The sequence below is a fragment of the Methanobrevibacter arboriphilus JCM 13429 = DSM 1125 genome, from assembly GCF_002072215.1.
Taxonomy (GTDB): Archaea; Methanobacteriota; Methanobacteria; order Methanobacteriales; family Methanobacteriaceae; genus Methanobinarius; species Methanobinarius arboriphilicus.
In genome coordinates this window covers 21293-42971 of record NZ_JXMW01000017.1, presented here as the reverse complement: position 1 = coordinate 42971, position 21679 = coordinate 21293, and the positions used below count along the sequence as shown (strand labels likewise).

Annotated in this window: 23 protein-coding genes; 15 read left to right on the top strand and 8 right to left on the bottom strand. The window is 23.9% G+C overall.

From position 1 onward, the window contains the following. Positions 1-506 precede the first annotated feature (506 nt). The 3 genes from MBBAR_RS07820 (at position 507) to speB (ending at position 2960) form a co-directional block, all read left to right on the top strand. On the top strand, positions 507-728 hold the full coding sequence (locus MBBAR_RS07820; RefSeq protein WP_080460737.1) for a histone-like protein: 222 nt from the start codon (positions 507-509) through the stop codon (positions 726-728). Positions 729-1317: 589 nt separating this feature from the next. Beyond that, entirely contained in the window at positions 1318-1707 is a 390-nt protein-coding gene (locus MBBAR_RS07815) for a translation initiation factor IF-5A (RefSeq protein WP_042703418.1), read from the top strand. 362 nt (positions 1708-2069) lie between these two features. Continuing rightward, positions 2070-2960 carry an agmatinase gene (gene speB / locus MBBAR_RS07810; protein ID WP_080460736.1) on the top strand — a complete coding sequence of 297 codons (891 nt, stop codon included), beginning with the start codon at positions 2070-2072 and terminating at the stop codon, positions 2958-2960. A 110-nt stretch (positions 2961-3070) separates the two neighbouring features. On the opposite strand, the gene MBBAR_RS07805 is transcribed toward speB, so the two are convergent. The 3 genes from MBBAR_RS07805 to MBBAR_RS07795 are packed head-to-tail and all read right to left on the bottom strand — an operon-like array spanning position 3071 to position 5341. Next, positions 3071-3859 (bottom strand): ABC transporter permease, encoded by a 789-nt coding sequence (locus tag MBBAR_RS07805; protein WP_143746168.1) that lies wholly within the window; start codon positions 3857-3859, stop codon positions 3071-3073. A gap of 5 nt (positions 3860-3864) precedes the next feature. Then, the gene (locus MBBAR_RS07800) at positions 3865-4815 is read right to left on the bottom strand and encodes an ATP-binding cassette domain-containing protein (RefSeq protein WP_080460734.1); all 951 of its coding nucleotides are present in this window, start codon (positions 4813-4815) and stop codon (positions 3865-3867) included. Then, the gene (locus MBBAR_RS07795) at positions 4805-5341 is read right to left on the bottom strand and encodes a MarR family winged helix-turn-helix transcriptional regulator (protein ID WP_158082561.1); all 537 of its coding nucleotides are present in this window, start codon (positions 5339-5341) and stop codon (positions 4805-4807) included. The genes MBBAR_RS07800 and MBBAR_RS07795 overlap by 11 nt, the downstream gene beginning before the upstream one ends. A 507-nt stretch (positions 5342-5848) precedes the next feature. Between MBBAR_RS07795 and MBBAR_RS07790 the strand changes: the two genes are divergently transcribed. From MBBAR_RS07790 to MBBAR_RS07780, 3 genes are read left to right on the top strand one after another with little or no spacing between them, the layout of a single operon-like run. Further along, positions 5849-6301 (top strand): MarR family winged helix-turn-helix transcriptional regulator, encoded by a 453-nt coding sequence (locus MBBAR_RS07790; protein ID WP_080460732.1) that lies wholly within the window; start codon positions 5849-5851, stop codon positions 6299-6301. 46 nt (positions 6302-6347) lie between these two features. After that, the gene (locus MBBAR_RS07785) at positions 6348-7232 is read left to right on the top strand and encodes a DUF2156 domain-containing protein (RefSeq protein WP_080460731.1); all 885 of its coding nucleotides are present in this window, start codon (positions 6348-6350) and stop codon (positions 7230-7232) included. Positions 7233-7234: 2 nt separating this feature from the next. Beyond that, positions 7235-7825 (top strand): GNAT family N-acetyltransferase, encoded by a 591-nt coding sequence (locus MBBAR_RS07780; RefSeq protein ID WP_080460730.1) that lies wholly within the window; start codon positions 7235-7237, stop codon positions 7823-7825. Positions 7826-8052: 227 nt separating this feature from the next. Here MBBAR_RS07780 and MBBAR_RS07775 read toward each other — a convergent pair whose 3' ends face one another. Further along, positions 8053-8790, bottom strand: a complete 738-nt coding sequence (locus tag MBBAR_RS07775) for an SAM-dependent methyltransferase (protein ID WP_080460729.1) — start codon at positions 8788-8790, stop codon at positions 8053-8055. Positions 8791-10122: 1332 nt separating this feature from the next. Next, positions 10123-11502 (bottom strand): hypothetical protein, encoded by a 1380-nt coding sequence (locus MBBAR_RS07770; protein ID WP_080460728.1) that lies wholly within the window; start codon positions 11500-11502, stop codon positions 10123-10125. A gap of 551 nt (positions 11503-12053) precedes the next feature. Between MBBAR_RS07770 and MBBAR_RS07765 the strand changes: the two genes are divergently transcribed. Beyond that, on the top strand, positions 12054-12275 hold the full coding sequence (locus MBBAR_RS07765) for a TetR/AcrR family transcriptional regulator (protein WP_080460727.1): 222 nt from the start codon (positions 12054-12056) through the stop codon (positions 12273-12275). 363 nt (positions 12276-12638) lie between these two features. Here MBBAR_RS07765 and MBBAR_RS07760 read toward each other — a convergent pair whose 3' ends face one another. Next, positions 12639-13448, bottom strand: coding sequence for a hypothetical protein (locus MBBAR_RS07760; protein WP_080460726.1), 810 nt, complete (start codon positions 13446-13448; stop codon positions 12639-12641). Between the two features lie 589 nt (positions 13449-14037). On the opposite strand from MBBAR_RS07760, the gene MBBAR_RS07755 reads away from it, so the two are divergent. Together MBBAR_RS07755 and MBBAR_RS07750 are read left to right on the top strand one after the other, a co-directional pair. Continuing rightward, positions 14038-14292 carry an ArsR/SmtB family transcription factor gene (locus tag MBBAR_RS07755; RefSeq protein ID WP_225369526.1) on the top strand — a complete coding sequence of 85 codons (255 nt, stop codon included), beginning with the start codon at positions 14038-14040 and terminating at the stop codon, positions 14290-14292. Positions 14293-14386: 94 nt separating this feature from the next. After that, entirely contained in the window at positions 14387-14656 is a 270-nt protein-coding gene (locus MBBAR_RS07750; RefSeq protein WP_080460724.1) for a hypothetical protein, read from the top strand. Between the two features lie 370 nt (positions 14657-15026). On the opposite strand, the gene MBBAR_RS10460 is transcribed toward MBBAR_RS07750, so the two are convergent. Next, positions 15027-15797 (bottom strand): hypothetical protein, encoded by a 771-nt coding sequence (locus MBBAR_RS10460; protein ID WP_211272925.1) that lies wholly within the window; start codon positions 15795-15797, stop codon positions 15027-15029. 284 nt (positions 15798-16081) lie between these two features. On the opposite strand from MBBAR_RS10460, the gene MBBAR_RS07740 reads away from it, so the two are divergent. From MBBAR_RS07740 to MBBAR_RS07715, 6 genes are all read left to right on the top strand, one after another. Beyond that, positions 16082-16375 (top strand): hypothetical protein, encoded by a 294-nt coding sequence (locus MBBAR_RS07740; RefSeq protein ID WP_080460723.1) that lies wholly within the window; start codon positions 16082-16084, stop codon positions 16373-16375. Positions 16376-16377: 2 nt separating this feature from the next. Next, positions 16378-16782, top strand: a complete 405-nt coding sequence (locus MBBAR_RS07735) for a type II toxin-antitoxin system VapC family toxin (RefSeq protein ID WP_080460722.1) — start codon at positions 16378-16380, stop codon at positions 16780-16782. 732 nt (positions 16783-17514) lie between these two features. Beyond that, positions 17515-18192 carry a UMP kinase gene (gene pyrH, locus MBBAR_RS07730; protein WP_080460721.1) on the top strand — a complete coding sequence of 226 codons (678 nt, stop codon included), beginning with the start codon at positions 17515-17517 and terminating at the stop codon, positions 18190-18192. 372 nt (positions 18193-18564) lie between these two features. Next, positions 18565-18753 carry a DUF2116 family Zn-ribbon domain-containing protein gene (locus tag MBBAR_RS07725; protein WP_080460720.1) on the top strand — a complete coding sequence of 63 codons (189 nt, stop codon included), beginning with the start codon at positions 18565-18567 and terminating at the stop codon, positions 18751-18753. A 188-nt stretch (positions 18754-18941) separates the two neighbouring features. Further along, complete coding sequence (locus tag MBBAR_RS07720; RefSeq protein WP_080460719.1) at positions 18942-19268, top strand: YbjQ family protein; 327 nt, start codon at positions 18942-18944, stop codon at positions 19266-19268. A gap of 163 nt (positions 19269-19431) precedes the next feature. Further along, complete coding sequence (locus tag MBBAR_RS07715) at positions 19432-20289, top strand: heavy metal-binding domain-containing protein (RefSeq protein ID WP_143746167.1); 858 nt, start codon at positions 19432-19434, stop codon at positions 20287-20289. A gap of 119 nt (positions 20290-20408) precedes the next feature. Here the strand turns inward: MBBAR_RS07715 and MBBAR_RS07710 are convergent, their stop codons facing one another. Beyond that, positions 20409-21512, bottom strand: a complete 1104-nt coding sequence (locus tag MBBAR_RS07710; protein WP_158082560.1) for a sulfite exporter TauE/SafE family protein — start codon at positions 21510-21512, stop codon at positions 20409-20411. Positions 21513-21679: the final 167 nt, after the last annotated feature.

Sequence of the window (21679 nt, the reverse complement as noted above, 5' to 3'; positions counted from 1 at the left end):
GTTCTATTAATATTAGATTTCTATTTATTAATACATGTTCATATCTAATTAATAAAAATATAAATAAATATATTAATAGAAAAATTAATAAAAGTATTAATAATTATTTTAATAATCATATTAATAAATGTATTACTATAATTATTAAAGAAATTGCTATGACCAATAAAGATATGAAAAAGCTAATTTTATTTATAAAAAAGCAGAAAAATCCTTTAAAGTTTTATAGAAACTTTTATATACCATTGTACTGATATTAATTATATTACTTTAAAATAGTGAATATTCACTATCTAATTTAAAGTATATTTATCTCTTTATATATTATCCCAACTTTAGACTTTTTATATTAAATTTTTATAATTTTCAGAATAGCTATCTCTTTAAATGATATAAAAGCATTATAAAAATATGTTACTATTAAATAATTATAAAAATATTAATTAAAAAGCTATAAAAATATTAATTAGAGTTTAAATCTATAATGGAATGAATAAGGTGAAAAAATGACAGATTTACCAAAAGCAACTGTAAAACGAATGATAAAAGAAGTAAATGATGAATTATTAATAAGTAATGATGGACTTACTCAGATTATAGAAGAAACAACAGAATTTATTAAAAAATTAACAGAAGAATCTTTTAAAAGTGCTAAATCTAACAAGCGAAAAACTATTAAAACAGGGGATGTTACTAATGCTAAAAAGCATTTTTACTATATAAGTTAACAATCTTTTCTATAACATATATACTTGCTTTATACTTATCCTATAATTATTTTACTTCTTTTTAACTTTTCATAGGGATTATGTTATTAAAATTTTTTATTATTTATAAAAATTTTTTATTTTTATAAGTTTAAAAATGAAGTTTTTATTATGAATAATTCTAATAATTTCAATAATTCTACAACAAATTCTATTAATAAATAATATTAAAACTAATATTAAAACTAATAGAATACTTTATATAAAACTTGATTAAATATATTATTAATCTAATTATGTTACTTATATTAACTACATTTTTGTAAATTGAAGTTTATATAAAGCCCTAATAAACATGTGTAAAAACATAGTATTAGATGTAAATACATAATATTAAATGTAAAAACATAGTATTAGGTGTAAATACATAGTATTAATCAATATTAGATTTATAAAAGATTATAAAAGGAAAATACTTTTAATTAAAAATATTTTAAATTAAATATAACTTTAAATTAAATTTAACTTTAAATGAAATATATTTTTAATTAAATATTGACCCTTACAATAATTTTAACAAATATTATATCCTATATGTGGAGGAAAATTAATGTCAAAGAAAGTTGTTGAAGTAAAAACTTTAAAAGTAGGAAAATATGTAGTATTAGATGGAGAAGCTTCTAAAATAACCAGTTTATCAACTTCATCTCCTGGAAAACACGGAGCAGCTAAAGCAAGGCTTGAAGCTGTTGGTATTTTTGATAACCAAAAAAGAAGTATTGTTAAACCAGTAGATACTAAAATTGATATTCCAATTATTGACAAAAGAGTTGGACAAGTATTATCTATCATGGGTAGCGATGTTCAATTAATGGATATGGAAAATTATGAAACTCTCGAACTTCCTATACCTGAAGAAATAAGAGATCAGATTGTTGAAGGTGCAGAAGTAGATTATATCACTGCATTAGGAAACATGAAAATAATGAGAGTTAAATAGATAAATATCAAAATTTATCTAATAATTCTTTCTTATTTATTATCTTAATATTTATTATCTTAATATAAATTTTTAAACCTATTATTTTTAGATTATTAATAAAATAACTCATTAAAATCTAGTATTATCCAAATAACATACTATTTTTACTTATTTTTTCAATTATTAAATAAATAATTATAATATAAATAAAGAATATTAAATAAATAAAGAATTATATTAATATTAAAGATTTATAATTAATATTAAAGATTATGTTAATATTGAAGATTATATAATAATATTAATTATATCAATAAATTTTATGATATCAATAAATTTTAACTATATTTATTTTAAAATACTTAAAGGTGAGAGGTATTATGCTTTTTAACACTTACAAGCCATGGAAATTTGCTTTTTCACAAGAAACAGAAAATTTAAAAGAAGCTAAAGAATATAGCTGGGGAATAATTGGAGTTCCATTTGACAGCACTAGTTCTTATGGTCCTGGCTCAAGATTTGGTCCAACAACAGTTAGAGAAGCATCATACAGCTTTGAAAAATATAATATAACCTTTAAAAGTAATCTTGATGCGATTTTCTATGATTTTGGAAATATAAATGTTATATATGGAAATTGTAAGGAAACAATTAAAATTCTTGAAGACACAATATCTGACCTTGTTGAGCATAACATAAAACCAATAACTATTGGAGGAGAGCATAGTGTTAGCTTAGCTCCAATTAAAGCACTTTCAAAGAAGTATGATATTGAAGATATTACTATCATACATCTTGATGCACACATGGATATTATAGATGAATATCAAGGTGAAAAATGTTCTCATGCTACAATAATGAAAAGAGTGCATGATTTAAATCCAAAAGAAATAATTGAAATAGGAATTAGATCAGCTAGTCTTGAAGAAAAAGAGTTTGTTGATAGAACAGAAAATGTAACTATTTTTACTGCAAATGATACAAAAGAAAAATTTGAAAATATTAAAGATAAAATCAATCAAATTAATGAAGATGAACCAGTTTACCTAAGTATTGATATGGATGTTTTAGACCCATTATATGCTCCAGAAGTAGGAAATCCAATCCCCAATGGAATTTCACCAGAGATAATTGAAAATATATTGAAAATATTAGCTAATAATAATATAATTGGTTTTGACTTAGTGGAAGTAGCTACTAGCAAACTTGGAGATCCAACAGCAGTAACAGGATCTAAAATAATCTATGATTTTTTATCTTTGAATAAATAATAAGTTTTAATCCAATTAAGATACTAATAAATATTCAATGAAATTTTAATTATTAGCTTAAGTATTTAAGTGATTTAAGCCCTTTTAAAAAATAATTTTTATTTAAAAATTTATCTGTTTTTTTCAGATCTTGCAAAAAAGAATGTTCCTATCATTAGACAGATTACTGTCAATAGAAGTATTGCAGCAAAATTGATTATTGGATCAAAAATTGGTGTTTCAACACCTGTAACACCTCTTACTAAATCTATACAATATGTCATTGGCATAATACGGCTTAAAGAAAGTAATATCATATTAGATTCATTTATAGGAATAATTGCACCTGATAAAAATATTTGAGGCATTATTATTATCATCATTGCGAAATTCGCTGTTTTTGGATTTTTAATTAATCCCATTAAAATCATTGACATAGCACCAGCTGCAAAGCATATAAGTGGTGAAAGTGCTAAGATTAATAATAATTGGTCTAGTGGAAGATATATATTCATAATCAGTCCAACAATAAGTGTTCCTATCATACTGACTATAGCTACAAATGTAGAACCAAGTATTTTTCCTATAACAAGTGAATAACGTGAAATAGGCGATACTAACATTTCTTGAGTGAAATCTGTTTCATGATCATCTACAAGTGATGTCATCCCTAAGATTGTCACCATAAACAACATAGTAACAAGCATTCCCACAAGCATAAATTCACCAAGATTCGCACCTCCTACTATACCCATCATATTGCCACCAATCATACCCATCATAAAAAGTGGCATGATAAGTGTAACAATAAGCATAGAGGGAGATTTGAAAAATACTGTAATATCTCGTGCTACTACAGCAATAATTGAATTTAATTCTCTCAAAATATCTGACTTTCTATGATTTAAATTTTCGTTCATATTTCTCATGCCTCTATTTTATCTTTTTTATTTAAGAATTCAATGTATGCGTCTTCTAACATTGGCTCATGGATTTTTATTACACTTAGTTCTGTTTTTAATTGTGCAAAGATTTTTTGTGGTGATTTACTATAGGGAACTATTATATTTTTATCTATAATGAAAGGTATATCCAGTTCTGAAAGCTCTCTTATCAATGCATCTCGATTTTCTGCATCTATAATAAGTTGTGTTTTAAGTAAACTTTTTTTCAACTTTTCTGGAGAAGAACATGTAGCAATTTTACCATTGTTTATAATGCAAACATTATCAGCATTTTCTGCTTCATCAATGTAATGGGTTGTAAGAAAAATAGTAATACCAAATTGATCACGGATTTCATTAATATATTTCCATAAACTCCTACGACTTTCTGCATCTAATCCTTGCGTTGGTTCATCAAGGAATAAAACATCTGGTGTATGAATTAAGCTACGCATGATTTCAAGTTTTCTTTGCATTCCTCCTGACAAATTTTTTACAGGATTAAATAATGCATCAACATCAATATCCACAACTTTAGCAAGTTCCATTACTTTGTCACGATAGGTTTTTGGCATTAATTTAAAAGTAGGCCTATAAGTGAACATACCATAGAGACATGCATGAAAACGGATGTTTTCCTCTGCTGTAAGTTGTTTGTCAAGGCTAGGTTTTTGAAATATAATGCCTATTTTTTTCCGAATTTCTCTATCTTCATTATCTAGGTCAAATCCTGCGATTTTTACTATTCCAGATGTTTTTCCAAGTGTAGTGGTAAGTATTGAAATTGTTGTTGTTTTTCCAGCACCATTAGGACCTAAGAAAGCAAAAAATTCGCCTTTTTTAACTGAAAAACTTATATTGTCAATTGATAATTTTTTAGCACCTTTATAATTTTTAACTAAATTCTTTACTTCTATTACATTATCTGTCATGCCTCTTACCTCCAAAGCCTTTAAATTTATGATGATTGTGATGTGAAGAATCTTTATTATGAAAGCCCCAAAATCCTCTGAATAAATTATGATGTTGGTTTTCATGTTTTTCAAAGAAACGTTTTCTGAAAAATGTGATGTAATCATCCTCATCTAACTCATTTTCAATGTTTTTAATTATTATTTCTATGTAATTTAGGAGATTGTCTTGTTCTTCCTCAGTCAAACAGTCAAAAAGTTCTTCTACATAGTTATAATCCATTTCATCATTTTCTTCTGGAGTAGCTTCACGTCCTGCATCTGTTAATTTTATAACAAAAGAACGACGATCTTTTTTTGATTGTTCACGAATGATATATCCCTTTTTTTCAAGTTTATTAAGAAGTTCAGCCAATGCTTGTGTACTTATGTCAAGTAAATATCCAAGTTCTTTTTGCATTATTTCTGGTTGCATTTTCAAAAGAGCAAGGACCCTTCCCTGTCCCTTATATGGATTAATATCTTTATTCCTATATGTCTGTTGCATTTGATGTCTATATAAATGACCATATAAATGCATTAACTGCATAAACTGCGTTGCTAATTGTTTTCTTTTATTACTCATAATCATCACACTTCTTTTTAGTCAAATCTTTTAATTATACAGTAAAGTATACTATTAGTTTGACAAGTATATAATTATATTATCAAGTACTTAAGTATTTTGGTAAGGTCTGATCGATATACAAAAATAATTTTTATTATAATTTTGTTTGTTTTCTTAATTTTATATTAAAAATTAGTTTTAACCTTCATTAAATCGTTTAAAAAAAGGATTTTTTTAATTAAATATTAATTTATTTAGTGAATTCATTAATGAGAATTTTAAATTAATGAGAATTTTAATAGACTTTAAAAAAAATAATGTTATCAATGAAAAATGTTGGCAATGATAATTGTTGTCAACGACAACATTTATATATTATAAAAGTCATATATTACATTTTCTTTATTTCATTCGTAAAATAACAAATAAAAATTTCAGAGTTTTAAAATGCAAAAAATTAAAGATATGGATAATATGAGTTATTATTTAAATTGCTATATTTTAATCCTTAATAAAGCTCATCAAGCATTCATAAATCCTTATTTAAAAGAAAAGGATATTAGCTATAATCAATATGGATTGATTTTACATATTTATCATGATGAAGGTTCTATTCAAGGAAATATAGCTTCAGCCTGTGGAACTGATAAATGTGGAGCATCTAGATCCCTTAGAATATTAGAAGATAAAAAATTAATTATTAAAAAAATTGATGAAAATAATAGACGTTCTTACAAGCTATTTTTAACAGAAAAAGGTAAAAAAATAGTTGAAGATATGATTGAAAAGGAAATCCAATGGGAAGATCATATTTGTAAAAAGATGAACATTGAAAAAGATGAACTTTTTAAAATGTTAAATAAAGCTTGTATTAGTTCTTTAGAATTAATAAGTCTTTAGAATTAATATTTTTAGAATTAATAGAAATAATAGTTGATATGATAAAATGAAAGACATAGAATTTAAACCAATATCTTTATCAGATAAACCTATATTTGATGATTATTTTAATAAAACTAATTTCAATAATGCTGAAAAGAATTTTTCTAATCTTTTCATGTGGAGAAAGACCTATGAATATGAATATGCAATAATTAACGATTGTTTATGTATAAAAGGTAAATTAAGAGATAGTAAAAAACCATTTTGTCATTTTCCATATGGAGGGTGTGATATTAAAGATTCTTTATCTTTAATAAAAGAAGTTTTTAAAAAAGAAGGAGATACTTTAATCATTAAACCATTACTTCCTGAAATGAAAAAATGTTTAGAAAAAACCTTAGAAGATTTTACATTAATAGAAGATAGAGATTCATTTGATTATATTTATAAATCTAACAAACTAATTACATTATCTGGTTCTAAATTACGTAATAAGCGTAGATGGCTTAAAAAATTCAGAGAAAATTATGATTATACTTATGAAGAGATTAATTCAAATAATTTGATTGAAGCAAAAGAATTTACTATAAATATTATTAAAAATTCTAACAATGATACAGATGAAATTATAGCTATGGAAGAAATGTTTGATAATCTATTTGAATTAGATATTAAAGGATGTATTATTCGAATTGATGGCAAAATTGTTGGAATATCTACTGGAGAAGAATTAACTAAAGATACTGTCGTTATCCATTGCGAAAGAGCTGACACTAACTTTGAAGGAATATATAATTGTATTAACCAAGAATTCTGCGAAAAACAATGGTCAAACTATGAATTTATTAACCGTGAAGAAGATCTGGGAATTGAAGGTTTAAGACAGGCAAAATTAACCTACCGTCCAGATTTATTATTATCTAAATATATCGCTAAAATAGAGGTTTAATCATGATTTATGTTAATAAATTAGATGGCGATAGAATATTTCTAAGCTTAAGTCAAAAAGAAGATTTAAGCTTATATAATGATTGGTTAAATGATTCTGAGATTAATTTAACATTTGGTAGGAGCCATATTGTTTTTAATGAAGAAAAACAAGCTAAATATATTGAAGATTATAATAATAGTGATGATAAATTCTTCTTCGTTATAGTAAAAAAAGGAAACACTTCTGAAGATGAGCAAGCTATTGGAATTGGATTATTATATGATGTAGACTTTGTTCATGGAAAAGCTACTTTAGGCCTTTTATTAGATAAATCTTTCCAATCAGAAGGTTATGGTAAAGAATCTACTAATTTGCTTCTTGAGTTTGCTTTCAATATTTTAAATTTAAATAATGTTATGTTATATGCTATTGATTTCAATGAAAAAGCTATAGCTATGTATGAAAATATTGGATTTAAAATAATTGGGCATCGAAGAAAAGCTTATCATATAAATAATAAAGTTTATGACGAAGTATATATGGATATATTGAAAAAAGAATTTAATGAAAGAAACAGTTCTTTAAAATATGAAAATGAATACCTTTCATAAAAACACATCTTATTCCTTAAAACATTGAAAAATTATTTAAAACTAGTTTGTAAAGAAATAAAAGGAGAAAAAGAACAAAGGATCAGGAAATAAATAAAAAAATAAAAACAGCTGAAAAATAAAATTAAAAAACTTAAAAACAATAAATATAACCAATAAAAAAACTAAATATTCCCAATCTAATAAAATCGAGAGTTCAAATCCCTCCAAGTCCGTTTATTTTCTTACTATTTTTTTACTGCTGTCATTGCAATTAATGTTATTTGATTTTGTGCATCTGCATCCAAAAATTCAACATCATCAAATCCAATTTCTTCTTTTTGAGATGAAAAATGTTCTCTTGCCCAGTGTGCAAAAGGATACCAAATTTCCTTTGCATCAGGAATATTATAACAAGAACTAATATTAACAATTCCTGTTTTTTCCCACAAATTTTTCCACCAATCAGCACTATGGAATGAAAACATATCTTCATACCAAAATGATTTATGGGTTTCAGGATAACCATTTTTAAATTCTTGCATTAAACCTGGACAAACAATTCCAAATTGCCCTCCTGACTTTACTAATTTTGAAAAAGTAGTTGGAAAATATATCTCATCTGCACCGAAATACTGATAACTATCAATAGCTATTGCTGCATCAAAAAAACCTTCAGCATATGGAAGACTATGAGCTTCTGCTTTAATTGGAAACACTCTATCAGATACCCCTGCCTCTTTAAATCTTTCAAAATTTTCAGTTGGATCAATCCATAAATCATTGGCAAATACTGTTACACCAAATTCTTTAGCTAAAAAAATAGAAGTTAAACCCTTTCCACATCCCATATCTAAAACTTTCATATCTGGTCCTAATTTCATGTTATTACATAATTCTTCTAGGAGTTGTAGAGGATTAGGCCCCATCCAATTTTCTTCAACCCATTGTGATTCATATTTTTCAGTTCTTGGATACTTATTCATTTAAATTTACTCCTAAATTTATATTATATCAAAATAATTAAGGTTATCTTTTTATTATTAGGTATTTCTTTAATCAGCTTATTATTTAAGTCTTATGAAAAAATAATCTTAGAATCTATAGTTTAAATCACTAAAAGTCCGTTTTTTAACAATTAATAATTTAAGATTATTTTTTAAATAAAAGATTATAAGTATTTATTTAAAAAATAAGTGGGTTTTTAACTAATTAAATCAAATGTAAGGAATAAATTAAAATAATTAATTGAAAAAAAGAATAAAGAAATAGGCATGATTAATATAATAATTGAGGGTTCAAATCCCTCCAAGTCCTTTTTGAATTTTCATGAAATGAATAATATTTTAGCTTTATTTTTAAATAAAACTTTATAAAATAATTAATTAAAGAATAAAACGATTAAAATTATCCAATAGCATTGATTACTTTGTAAAATCAATTGAAAGGCATGAAATATTGATTTTTGAGTTGATCTTTATTTTCTTTTTAAGAGTACATTTTATAAAATATTTTTAATTAGTCTTTTTTCTCAAACATTTACTAAATATTTTTATTAATTACATAATAAAAATTTCAATTAACTTTAAAAAAAGTAAAGTAAAATTTATATATTACTATTTAACTACATAAGTAAATAATGTTTATGCAAACACCAAACATACTAACATCTATGTAGTACTCTAATCCCCATTATACTATACACATCCATCCCCCATTATTATGAAAAAACATACTTAAAAAATAACTACACATTTAAATCATTTTTAGGAACAATAATCGCAATACTAATAATAACATATGTGATAATTTTTTAACTCAAAATCATTTAATTCCAATGAAATTATACTGAGTACTTTCAGTAAATTATACTAATAATCAATACACCTAACCAAAAACAAAAAAACTAAACCTAGCCAAAATTAAGTATATAAATCTTAAAATCAAAAGTCCAAATCCCTCCCAGCCCGTTTACTTGTTTTAACATGAAAAATAATAAAGAGATATTATATATTATAGATATATAGATTTAGATAGATATATAGATATTTAGATTTATAAAAGATTAAATACTTAATAAATTACTAATTTTTAGAATACTTCATAATAATGCAGAAGCTATTAATTAAAATACTATTTTTCAAATAAGTATTACTTTAAAGTAATGAAAATATAAGAATTAGTTATTGGAAGAAGAATATTAAAAAATAGCTATTGAAAAAATAAATTCATAAAAAAATAATATTGATTTTAATAGTGAAAGTAAATCTTTAAAATAAAGAATTAAAATAAAAAAGAAAAGGATAAAAAAATAATTATTATCTCTTCCTAACCACTACTAAACCTAAACTACTTAAAAGTATTAATAACAATACAAATACTGGAATTCCTGTTTCTTTCATAGCTGCACTTGCAACTGGGTTTTTACTTGTGTTGTTTGTATTATTATTTGGTTCTGGAGGCACAGGTGGTATTGGTGGTATTGGTGGTATTGGTTCTGTGGCTAATATTATGAATTCTTGAGTTTCATAGTCTAATGTAGTTGAGAAGTTTGAAACTTTAGAATCCAACTCAGTAGTTAGAGACTGACTATTTCTACCATCAATAGTATCAATCAAAACACCATTTTTATAAATATCTACCTCAAAGTATGGGAAATATAAACCTGCATTAGCATTATTACTTGTACCATTAAGCACAAAATAATAATTATAATCTAATAAATCCCTAATTTCTAAAGTATTATTTAAAACACTAGTATTAAGTATCATAGTATAGTAATTGCTTAGATTGAAATTTGTTACATTGATTGGATTATTTGAACCCCACCAATTATAATCAGCCGTAGAATTACCAATACTATAAATAGTTTGATTATTATTATCTATAAGTATAGAATAGCTTATATTTAAACTGGAATGTAGTCCATGATCATCGATATATATTGCTCCTCCAATTTCTGCTGTGTTATTTTTAAATGTAGATCCAATGATTTTCACATCTCCACCAGCTGAAAAGATAGCTCCACCATCTTCTGCAATATTATTTTTAAATGTTGAATTTTCAATTGTAATATTCCCATAGTTATGAATTGATCCTCCAGCATCAGCTATATTATCTGAAAAATTTGAATTATAAATAAAGAAATTTCCACTCGGACTGTTGAAAATTACTCCACCAGATTGTGCATAGTTATCGGCTGAAATACAATTATTCATTATAGCGATACCAGTATTATGTATAGCTCCTCCATCAATTGCTGCTTGATTTCCTGTTAGAATACAATTATCCATAGTAACCATACCTCGATTAAATATAGCTCCAGCCACACCAGGAGCCACACCAGGAATAGTGGGATTTGAGAAACCATCTTTTAAAGTAACATTGATTAATGTTAAACTTCCAGTACTTGTAATATTGAATAATCTATTTATATTACCTCCATCTATTATAACAGTATTTGATGGACCATTTCCTCTAATTGTCACTGATTTGTTAATTACTATATTAGTATTATCGTTTCCAGAGTAGATTCCAGGATCAAGAATTATTGTATCACTTGGATCGTTTGTTATAGCTCCATTAATCCCCCCAGCTGTAGAATTATCAATTTGCGTTTCAGCTGCAGAAACAGAAGCTATACATAAACAAAAAGTTAAAATTACTAATAACAATATAGGTATTCTTTTAAATATCACTCTTTTCACCTCCATTTTAAATTTTATAATTATAATAAAAACTATTATAAATAATACATTGATAACAATATTAGAATAACTAATGCAGTCTAGAATACATTATGCAATCTATAATATGTTAATACAATATTACTTAAAATTATTGTATTTATTACTAAATTATTATAATTACATATAATATTATGATTATTTCCATATAAAACATTACTGCTTGTTTGTATTGTTACGATTTATATTATATTGAGAATAAAAAGATTGGTTTATAATTCAATTTATTATTCGGGGGAGAATAAATTAATATTATTTATATACCAATCTTTTTATTCGAAGTCATATTATTCAGATCTAATTTTTATAAAAAAATAAATCTTAATATATTGTAACGGATATTCGTTCCAATTATGACTTATTATACTCTTGGTTTATTCATATATATAAACTTTTTTTATTTATACAAACTAAATTTTTTTATTTAAAATTTATGCATTAATAGTATAATATATAATTAATTGTTTGACATATCTAATTATCACACTTATTAGGTATATTTAATGAAAACAAAAGAAAAAATTGTTGAATCTACTTTTCTACTATCAATGGAATATAGATATGATAATGTTTCTATAAAACAAATTAAAGAAAAATCTAGAATCGCCGCTAGCTCTATTTATCACCATTACAAAAATAAAGACGCTATTCTCCCCTATGTGATACAAAAATACTTTGTAGAAAAAACCATCGAACTAAAAAAAAATATGTTTAGCTATTTCTGAAGGTATTTTTGTATTCTCTCTAATAAATAACAATATTTTAACTCTATATTTTGAAGATTTTACAAATGAAAAAGATTAATTGTTTCTTTATCCATAGTTGATATAAAAAATGATTAAATTAAATTACTTAGTGACTTTTGAGGAGCATAATAAGGGCATTAATATAAATACTATGAGAGCATATAAAAAATAGATAAAAATAAATAAAGTAAATAAAGTAAAAGTAAGAAAAAACATATTATTAAACTAATAACATTTAAAAAGCTAATAAAAAAATCACAACACAAAAAAATATAATAAAAATATTTTAAAAAAAATATAAAAAGAAAGGATAAAAAATAATTATCCTCAAAAAAATAACTATTATTTCTTCCTAACCACTACTAAGCCTAAACTAGCTAATAAAACTAATAATACTGCGATTATTGGAATACCTGTCTCTTTCATAGCAGCACTAACTGCAGCAGGACTATCATTTGAATCATTAGAATTAGTATTATTCACTGTATCTACAGGATCAATAGGGTCTACAGGATCAACAGGATCAACTGGGTCTATCGGATCAATAGGATCAATAGGATCTACAGGATCAACAGGATCAATAGGGCCTACCGGATCAACAGGATCTTCTATAGGAATTAATTCAAATTCTTCAATTAAATTCTTAATATAATCCACTTTATATATTAAAAGATCCTGAATACCAATATTCCACCCATCCCCTACCATACGGAATAAGAAATCATAAGTTTCGCTTGTCCATCTGGTAACAGTGTAATTAGAGCCATTAATCTCTTCAACAGTCACTAATTTAGTGCTATTCAATACTTTTTGTGCTTTATAATAATCTTCATATGTTACAAAAGGCAAGCTAGTATTCTGAGTAATATTCCACATACCATTTTGCAACTCATCACTAGAAGTATTATGATAATTATCAACAAAATAATCTAAAGCACCATCTCTAATAGTAATATTATTCGTTGTATTCACTTTAGTATTATCATAGATAATCCTATTTTCATCAACACAAATAGTATCATAGGTTTCATTTACCCCACTTTCATTTAAAGTAACTTTACCATTTTTATACACGCCAGAATCAGCTGCAACAGTAGTTATACTGCCTAACATCAAAACCAATAAAAAACTGGCAACAAATTTTTTATTCATAAAAATCACCCCATAAAATATTTCACAACGATCAATAATAAATGAAAACAGTTTAAAAAACAATTCCACTTATTATTGCCAAGCATATATATAGGAAAAGGACATATATAACAATATTTCAAAATTGAACATAGATTAGGCAAGAAATTTTTACAAATTATATACAAATCTATCACAAAATAAGTGTATAAATAAATCTACAAATTTAATATTATTCAAAATAAGGAAATATTTATTAACCTTTAAACAAAATATTAACATTACAGTAATAATAGTTAAAAATAAGAATATAATTTTTAAAAACTTCTAAGAATCCTAATTAGCTATAAATACATTTATAAAATGTAATCTTTATCATAAAATGTTTTAATGCTAAATTTAATTATAAATTGTCCTTATAATTACTAAAATAACTTTTTAATTACTAAAAATGTGCTTATAATTATTAAAACTGTTTTTTAAATATTATTTTACTAAAAATATATTTAATAATTATAAAGATATTTTAAAATATTTATTATTACTTATTTAGCAATACATAATAAATAATCTGGTGAAAAACATGAAAAAAATTTTACTATGGTTAATAATGGGTACGAGAGGTGGCTTAAATCGGGGAAAAATAATAAAAACATTACATAAAAGACCTTATAATGCTAATAACCTAAGTGAAAAATTAAAACTTAACTATAGGACTGTAACTCATCATTTAAAGATATTGGAGAAAAATAAAGTCGTTAATAGTGTTGGGGAAAAATATGGAAAAGTTTATATTCTTTCAGATAATATGGAAAAAAACTATACTGAGTTCAATAACATCTGGAAACAATTAGGGGAAGATTAAATTAATAAATCACATAATTAAATTAATAATTAAGTATTAAATTAAATTAGTAGCTTAATAATGATTTAAGATACTTAAATAAGGAGTAAAAAAGATGATTGGTGTACAAGAAACAATAGAAATAGTCTTAATTATTATACAAATAATTATTCTAGTCGGTCTATTCAAAATATATTATACTAATTACAGAAAAGTTAAAATTGGATTTGCAATAGGGCTCTTATTATTTACAACAATTCTTATAATGGGAAATATATTTGCTTTAGTAACACTTTTTACATCAAAAAGCTTTTTACCAATTGTTGAAAATTCAATAGAACTTGCAGGGGTTGCAGTATTATATTATATGGCAAGGAAATATTAATAAAATAAAAACATCCAAAAACTTTATAATTATATAATCTGTATTTGATTTTAGCTTTATTTATATACTGTTTATCATAGATATTACCATGACTATTAAGTGTTGTTCTATATTTAAAATATTTAGATTTTTTATAATCTGTTTTATCAGTATAGTAATTTATTCCTTTTTTCCATCCTATAGTATGAGTTATTTTTTTATTAGGAGAATTTTTAACAACATTTTTTCCAAAAACATCCTTATTATTTATTTTAACTGTATAGTAGCTTGTTTTACTTGCACTTGTAGGAGCTAAATATAATCCTATTACATATAAAAAAATTACCCCTAATATTATTATTTTTTATTATTTATAAAATCACATTCTTATCTAATAGTAGTAATCATCATAGCTATAATCATCATAATAATAGTCATCATAATAGTAATCATCATCATAGTCATAATCATCATATGAATCATCGTCATAATAATCATCATCGTAGTATGAGTCATCATAGTAATCATCATAATATGAATCATCATAGTAATCATCGTATGAAGAAAAACCATCAGAATAGCCCATTATATATCCATATAATAATGCTAAAGCTAAATAATTATTATTGTCACCACTAACTGAATTTTTTTGATTACTAACTTCTGGTAGTTTAATTATATAAGGTTTCATTAATTCAAAAGTTTCACCCATCTTAATAACAGTGTTTAGATTTTCAGAGGATAAAACTATTATTGAATAAGAACTATCACCAAATAGTACAATTGAATAGACAGTATTATTATTATTAATATTACTCATATTATAGACAGTTCCATTATAATTATGATCACTATTATTCATTTTCTTTTTTGATAGTTTATTTAATATATCTCCTTTAAATTTTGAATAAGTTTCATTTGCATAACTATTATTTGGATCTATTGATGCAACAGAAATATTCAGTTTAGGGTTTGTACTTATATAATTTAAACTTGCGTTAGTAGGGTTTATTTGAAATTCAGTACCTTTTGGAACATCTAATTTTATATTAGTATCATTGTATGATGTATAAGCTGTGATAGCCCCAAAACTCACAGCCCCTAGTACAGCTATTATAACACATGCCACTCCAATAATAATATATAACTTTTTATTATCCATAATAAAACAACCATTGTTTATATTTATTATAATATAGTTAATAAAATTTTTGAAAAGATTCGGAAAAAACAATATAAAAATGTTTCCATATTAAGCCAATTTAAACTTTCTAAATCAATAATAGTTCTCCGTTTCCTAAAAAAATTCGAAATATTAAGATATAAATAAAAAAATTTAATAGAATTATAAAAAATTATATATATTTATATGTTTATATTATTATATGGTAATTAGCCATAAAAACATATATTAGAATATATAAGAATAAAAAAGGTTGATTTAAAATGGTTGCAAAAGTGAAGACTACTTTAAATTTAAATAAAGATATCATGAAAAGTATTAAATTAATAGCTTTAAACAAAGAAACTACACAAACAAAAGTTATTAATGACTTATTAGAAAAAGCTATTGAAAATGAAGACAATATATTTAAAAAAAATCCAAAAATTAAGCCAATGAAAAAATCTAAGTTTAAAAAAGATTCTAACAAATCACTTGAGGATTTAATAGGGAGTATAAAAACAAAAAAAGAAATTGATGCAGTTGAGTTAATAAATGAAGTAAGAAAAGGAGAATAATCATGATATTTTTAGATGCTAACTTTTTAATGTCTTTATTTATTAAAACTGAAAAACATCATGATACAGCTACTAAAATATACGAAAAAATCAAAGAAGAAAAGCTTATAATATCCAATTCTATAATACTTGAAATAATGACTGTTTCAAATATTAAAATAAAAGTTTCTCCTGAAAAACTAAAAGAAATATATATTATTTTAAATAGTGATTTATTTGAAATATTTGAAGACATTGAAATATACGATGACACCATGGAAAGACTACTTAATTATCATCCAGAAAGACTATCTTTTTTTGATTGTTTGTATATGGAGTTGATGGAACAATTAGGAGTAGAAAAAATAGTAACATTTGATAAACACTTTAATAATAAGGAAATTGAAGTGATAGGAGTAGTAAACTAATTAAAAAGTTTTTATACAATGTAAAGGGCCAAACTTAATATATTTAAAAAAATAATTAGCTAATAATTGTGAGAATTCCTAAAAAATTATTTTCATATATTTAAGATTAATAATAAATAACGATTTTATAAGGACGATTTTATAAGGATTGTATAAATTTGGTCTATTAATATTTTTCTAGCTATATATGTTGTTTCACCAAAATATTTACCAAAATATTTAATTTTTTGGGTTTCAAAGTTGTTTTTATTAATTTTTTATTTATAGATGCTCCATTATATGAGTAAAATACTGTCACTTTAAATTTTTTATTTAAATTTTTTAGTAATGTGTACTTCTATTTTAACATTTTATAGTTTTTAGAACTCTTATTTTTAGTAAATCTTACTTTTATAGTCGTTTCAGCCCATCCATAATCATTTTTAGCATTATTAATATTATTAATATTATTATTAGTACTCTTAATACTACTTAGTTTCCATACTATTAAGTCAATTTTAAGCCTATAATACTATAGTATTATTATATAAACATTTTATTAATTAAAAGTAATAAGCAAAAAGTCAAAAAAAATATAATAGAAAAATGACATATCTAAAAAATAGCTGTTATTAAAATAATATTATTTTTATAGATAATTTTATAAATACTAATTAATATATTGAAAATAAGTATAGAAAATATTAATAAATTACAATTTAAATATTTCATAAAACTCATATTGGTGAATTTATGCGTATAGTAGCTGCAATTGGTGGATCCATAATAATAAAAGATTATAATTATAAGAAGTTTCAGGAGTATGCTGAAATTTTAGGGAATTTAGCTAAAGAACATGAAATTTTTGTTGTTGTTGGTGGTGGAAAGCCTGCAAGAGATTATATTCAAATTGTAAGAGACCTTGATTGTGGTGAAGCAAAGTGTGATGATATAGGTATTGAAGTTACAAGAATAAATGCTAAACTACTACTTTTATCCTTAGAAGATAAAGCCTATCAGAAAGTCCCACATAATTTCCAAGAAGCTTTAGAATATTCAGCTAGTGGAAAAATCATTGTTATGGGTGGTACTGAACCTGCACATAGTACCGATGCTGTTAGTGCAATTTTAGCTGAGTATGTTAAAGCAGATCTTTTGATAAATTTAACCTCTGTTGATGGAATGTATAATAAAGATCCGAATAAATATCCTGATGCTGAATTAATAGAAGAAATCACAGCTGATGAAATGTTGGAAGCTATTAAAGGAAAAGATGTTAAGGCTGGAACATATGAATTTTTTGATATGACTGCTATTCAAATGATAAGGCGTTCTGCACTTGAAAGCATTATAGTTAATGGAGATAATCCTGAAAACTTAGTTAAAGCTATGAATGGTGAAAAAATTGGAACTAAGATTGTTTCTAAATAATATGAGTTTAATGCATAAAGTTATTAGTAATACTAATATTAATACCAATATAAATAATAATATAAATAATAATTAGAAGAATAATAAGAATAACTAGAATAATTAAAATAGTTATAATTATAATTAATAACTATAATAATAATTAAAATAATAATTATAAGGATATGTAACTATTAATAATAAAATTAGAATTAATAAAGAATTAATAATTAGAATATAGTAATAATTAGAATATTAACTATAATAATAGCTAGAATAGTAATTAAAATAAAATATTAAAAGATCAATAGAAATACTTTCTAAAAAAAATATTAAAAATATTAAATTAACATTGGAAAAATTATAAAAAGCAAAAAATAAAAGGTGAAAAATATGACTGATATACATAAACATTGTCCTGTTTGTAATACTCCTATACCATTAGATGAAACTACTTGTTCCCCAAAATGTCAGAAAGTTTTGAGAGATAGACAAGCTCAGATGAAGAGAAGTAGAATGATTTTATTTGTTGTGATGGTTATATTCATACTAGTATTCGCATATATGATGTTTTTTAGATAATCATTAAATTCTAAATTAATCTATTATTGATTTAACAAATATTATTAATTTAATATTGATTTATTTTAAATATTGATTTAACAAATATTATTAATTTAATATTTATTTATTTTATATTAATTAATATATTGATTTAATAAATTATATTCATTAAATTAAACTATATTCAACTAATAAGTGGTGTTTAAATGTTATTATCATCTACAAATACATTAGGCAATAAAGAAATAATCGAATATCATGGTTTGGTAACAGGTGATTCTTTAATGGGTTCTAATGTTTATAAAGATTTATTTTCAGGAGTTCGTGACGTTGTAGGTGGACGAACTTCAGCTTATGAAAAAGAATTAGAAAAAGCTAGGGAATTAGCTTTAGATAGCATGGAAGATAAAGCTAAAAAACTAGGTGGAAATGCTATCATAGGACTTAAAATCTCTTATAATAATCTTGGTGGAACAATGGGAAATACAATCCTTGTTACTGCTTATGGAACAGCTGTTTCTTATAAAGATTAAAATATATATTATTAATTAAATTGTTATTAATTTACTAATTAAGATTAGATTTACTAATTAAAAATATTTATAATTAATTTATTAATTAAAACTACATTCATTATTGAAAAGATATGGATTTAAATGCCTAAAATTACATAAAATTACATAAATCTTGATTCAAATGATTTTAACTAAATATAGAAAATCTAAAATTAAAGATATAGCTTATGCTACTGTTTTTATAGCTATTGGAACTGCAATAGGAGTTATTTCACTTATATTATTCTATGCATTTGACATAGCTATATTTGGATTTAATCTTGGGTTGATTTTTTCCCCCATAATTGCAGGTTATACTGAAACCTATCTTGCAGGGAAATTTTATGGTAAAACCACTGGAGCTGTTAGTGCATTCATATTGTTCTTTATAACAGTTCTTTATGGGTTTATATATGCAAATAGTAGTCTTGGATTGAATCTAATAACAATTGGAAGTGCGGGCATTATCTTACAAGCAGCATTCCCTATTTTTATAAATTATTTTTTAATTGTAGTTCTTTTAGGTGTATTATCATATACATTAGGGTTTTTCAAGAAATTTATTGATTATATGCATATATCTTTGAAAAAATTATACTATAAAATCCTTAGAAAAGAATATGTTGAAGAAACTAGTGAAATGGATTATGATGAGGATATGGATAGAATTAATATAAATAACCTAGGAATCTTATTTTTAACCACAAATTCAGTTTCAAATATGAATATAAAAGAATTTAAAGGGATTTATGAAGGAGAAATATTAATACAAACAAAAAAATCTCTAATGAAAGATAAAAAAGCTAAAGAAAATGAAATCTTAATAAAAAACCTTGAAAAAGCAAAAGAACAAGCAATAGTGAATCTATCAAATAATGCTAAAAAAGAAGGTTGTGATGGTATTTTAGATTTAGATATTCAATATGATACTTTAAGTAGCCTTAAAGAAGATAATATTCATATCATTGCTCGCGGAACTGGTGTTGAATTATTAAAATGATAAAATTGATATTGAATTATAAAACTATGATTAGAAGACAATTAAAAGATAATTAAATGATAATTAAAAGATAATTAAATAATATTAAATTATATTAAATTATATCCTAAGCTCATCTATTAAATTCCCAATATATAAGATATTGGGTCTAATCCCAACATTTTAATACCCATATAAAATAATAAAATAGCGAAAATTTGATTTAATCTTTTTTCAGGAATCCTATATACTAATTTTGCTCCTAAATAAGCCATTGGAATTGAAAAAAGAATTATAATTCCAAAGTTAACCAAGCTAATATATCCTAATGAATAAGGCAAAGTATTAACACCAATTCCAGTGAAAATATAAGATAAAGTCCCACCTATAGCTGTTAAAGATATAAAAACAGAAGATATGGCAATCGATCTTCTTAAATTAAATCCCAATATAATAAGTAAGGGAACTAAAAATACTCCTCCACCAATCCCAAGAAGACCAGATAAAAACCCAACGATTATTCCAAATAAAATAGATAATTTTAGTTTAGGACTATAAAGACCATATCTTTCAATATTATTATCTATTTCATTAGACTCATTATTAATCATATCAAAGCTAAGTTCAGTGTTAATTTTAATATTGTTTTCACAACCCTTTTCAATATCATCTTTACAAGTATGTTCAATACTATTTTTGTTATTGTTTTCAATGTCCTTTTTAATATCCTTTTCAATATCCCTTTTAATATCTTTTTTAATGTCCTTTTTAATATCCTTTTTAATATTCTTTTTAATATTAATTTCACTATCTGTTTCACTATTCTTTTCTGATATTTTCTTATTTAAAACCATGAATATGCTTGTAAAAATAAGGAAAAAACCTAAAATACTTCCAAGTATATTAGAAGGAAGGTGTGAAGAAGTAATTCCTCCTAAAATACCTCCAAACATACCTAATATTCCTAAAATAATTCCAATATTTAGTATATTTTTTAATTCACATTGATGACTATAAGCTCCAGAAATTGCTGTTGGAATAATAATGGCTAGGCTTGTTCCAATAGATATTCTTAAGGCTAAATCATGGTCAATACCCATAGAAGTTAAAAGGAAATATTGAAGAGGTACCATTAAAAATCCCCCACCAATACCTAATAAACCAGCTAAACTCCCTGCAAAAATTCCTATGATGATTAAAAAAAATATATATTCAATTAAAAGAATAATTACACCTCTAAACAAATGTGAAAGCATCAGAATATGTAAATATTTATATCTTTATCTATATTAATTGTTTGATACTTTATATTTATAATTACTAAATTATATAAGAACTTATAAACATATATAAAATTGTAAAAATAAGAATAATTTTATAAATTAATATTATAAATTAATAAAATCATTAA